The organism is Halobacillus sp. BBL2006, assembly GCF_000786645.1.
In the GTDB taxonomy this organism is placed as follows: domain Bacteria; phylum Bacillota; class Bacilli; order Bacillales; family Halobacillaceae; genus Halobacillus.
The window spans coordinates 1-3,205 of sequence record NZ_JRNX01000121.1 but is presented as its reverse complement, the minus strand read 5'-3'; the positions used below and the strand labels follow the sequence as shown (position 1 = coordinate 3,205).

Below are 3,205 nucleotides of genomic sequence, written 5' to 3'. Positions count from 1 at the left end.
AAGTGCTGTGCAGTGGACATCCATTCCCAGTCATTAGCAGGTAAAGAATTTAAATATGAAATTCCCCTTGACTTAAAAGTATTTATAAAAGTCTGGTCACATTTAGGACTAAAAAGATTTCTACCAGTATTACTATCTTTCCTGAGAAGAGATGGTAAAAGTTCCTGTTTTTCCAAAGAGTCTTGACCTCTATAAAAAGAAAACCCATCATCTCCGAGTTCCTTTACAAGACTAATAAATTGTGAAAGCGAATCTATTACTTCTTCACGCAATTTGCATTACCTCAATCCTTTTTTCCCACATTATAGCAAAAAAGAAAAGAGATTGGGTAATTAAAATAAGGTGATTTATTCATAATTCCCCTCTAATGGTTGTGCTCATCTAATACTTCTTTTAATTTATGTTTAAAATTCCCTATATTCTGTTTAGTCGTTTCAATTTAGAATGTCTGCTTATGTAAGAGATTAATTTACAGCTGCCACTGCCAGTAAAGTGTATAAGTCCTTAATAATATTTTAATAATGAATTATTTATATAATTAAAAGGGAATTTAAGGAATTTTGTAGAAATAAGTTGAGATGGAAATAAATATTTAAGGGGTATTTTTACATGGCTGAACTATTTTTAAAAGATGAAGAAATAAAAGAAATTTTTAGAAACCATTTGAAAATAGAATCTAAAGTAATGTCGATTGAAACTCTATTTGCAAATGAAAGAAGGACAAAAAATACAGTTTTCGACCCATATTACCAAAGAAACTACGTATGGGACACTGATAAAGCTAGTTACTTTATTGAAAGTATTCTTTTAGGCACAGAGATTCCACCCTTAGTCTTTTTTAATACTGGAAAGAATATTGAAGTAATAGATGGAAGACAAAGATTTGAAACTATAAAACGATTTAAAGATAATACCTTTCATCTAACTAAAAAAGGTTTAAGTGTTTTCCCAGACCTAAAGAAGAAAAGTTTTGATGACTTTGATTTAAATCTTCAAGATGTGTTTTGGGATACAAAATTGAGAATTATTGAATTTAGTGTTATCAACGAACCGAAACTAGATACTAGAAAAGAAGACCAAATAAAGAAAGAAATTTTCAGACGGTATAACTCTGGTATAACTCCTCTTAAAAATGCAGAAATTGAAAAGGCTATTTATATAAACGATGATACGACCAGTTTCTTTAAGAAAAGATTCAAAGAAAACGAAGTAGATTATATAGACTTACTTGACCTTTTCTTCTCCGAAAGGGAGAAAGAAACTAGAAACAAAGGCATTACCTTAGAAAAAGCAATGCAAAAGGTACGATTGTTTCTAGTTCTTCACAATTTACCGATTAACTACTATAGTACCTTAAAAGGTAGAAAAGAAGTTATTCAACGTTTTTTTGAGAATCTGAGTAATAACACTACCGACGTAGAGCAGTTATATGAGGAGTTCATTAGAAAAGTTAAATTAGTTAAAGAGATGAGATTAGCACTAGACAGTAATGAGGTAGAACATAACAAATTGGTATTTGAATGCCTGTTCTGGGCTTTTACAATACTAGAAAAAGAAGGAATTAATTTAGATAGTATTTCAAATAAAATCACAAAAGAAAAACTAGTAAGTTTTATTGAAGAGAACCTTCATATATACACTACTGAAAATAGCCATTTCTATAAAGAAATGAAAGAAAGATATACTGGTACTGCTTCATTTTTTGAAGAGTTGTTCGATATTAATCTTGAAATCTATATTAAGAACAATACTATTACACAAAAAAAGATTAGAAATGTGACCGATAATAATCCAGATACTAAAGAAATTATAGAAGAATACGAAACTCTAAGATTAAATAAGCCAGATGCTAGTACTACCACAATTGATGATATATGTAGATTAATGAATAGAAAACGCTTTTTATTAAGACCTCCTTACCAAAGAGGCGAGTCAATCAATAAAATGAAATCTTCTGCAATAATTGAGAGTATTTTATTAGGTGTAAAGTTACCACCAATATTTATTTATAAGAGAAAAGATGGGATACAAGAGGTAGTCGATGGCCAACAAAGACTATTGTCAATCCTTGGATTTATTGGAGAAGAATTTTTAGATGAGCTTGGGAATAGAATTAAGTCTGAAAAAGATAAATATAAATTAAATCAATTAAGGATATTGGATGAACTAAATGGAAGTTCTTACTCCGAATTAAACGAAGGATTAAAAGAGAAAATACTGGACTTTAACTTATCACTCGTAACAATAGATGCCAAAATAAACCCACAATTTGACCCAATTGATTTGTTTATAAGATTAAATAATAAACCTTACCCTATTAGAGAGAATACTTTTGAAATGTGGAATTCTTACATTGACATAGAAATAATAACTAAAATCAGAACAGTAGCTAATAGGCATACTGATTGGTTTTACTCTCGTCAACAAAACACTAGAATGGAAAACGAAGAATTAATAACCACTTTGGCTTTCTTTGATTTCATCGGAGAAAACCCTGACTCAAATATCCATTTAGATATTTATCAGAGAAATGACAAAATTAACTTTAGAGTAAAGTCAAAAACTGAAATTACTAAAGTGCTTAATAATGCCTCGGAACAGGAGACAATTAAAAAGTCCTTCTTGAAAAGTATTGATAGAGTTGAAGCCTTTATAAGAAAACTTAAAATATTGTTGGTTGAAAAAGATGTAATCGAAAATCAAGAGGAATACTTAAAGAAAGAACTGGATACTCTATTTTATTTGAGCCATAGAAAAACAGCTAGAAGAACACTACAATCATTTTACGCATTATGGTACGTTTTTTCAGATGTTACTTTTGAAATGGTTAAAGTAAATAGATTGGAGATGAAAAAAGAAATAGCTAACTTGTTCAAATATACCAAGTCTCTAACTCCACAAGACCAAAATGGATTAGGGTTAGTAAAATATAAAGAAATGGTCGATGAATTTAAAGAAAAATACAAGATTGATAAAAGAAGAATAACCTTAACAATGGATGAGAAAAAAGGATTGCTGGAAAAACAAAACAATACCTGCCCTTTATGTAATGCTCCTATTTTTATATCTGATGAACTTGAAGTCGACCATAGAATTCCATTAGGGATAGGGGGGAAAGATAAGTTTTTAAATCTCCAACTTGCTCATAAAGATTGTAACCGAAAAAAAGGTGCAATTTTAAATTAAAAAAAGAAACAAGTTAATT

General features: G+C 29.5%; 2 protein-coding genes. One reads left to right on the top strand and one right to left on the bottom strand.

The genetic code is table 11. From position 1 onward, the window contains the following. The coding region (locus LD39_RS21965; protein ID WP_156112564.1) for an FRG domain-containing protein at positions 1-272 on the bottom strand (272 nt) is incomplete at its 3' end. A 337-nt stretch (positions 273-609) separates the two neighbouring features. On the opposite strand from LD39_RS21965, the gene LD39_RS04455 reads away from it, so the two are divergent. Then, complete coding sequence (locus LD39_RS04455; RefSeq protein WP_052158728.1) at positions 610-3,186, top strand: DUF262 domain-containing protein; 2,577 nt, start codon at positions 610-612, stop codon at positions 3,184-3,186. The last annotated feature ends 19 nt before the right edge of the window (positions 3,187-3,205 follow it).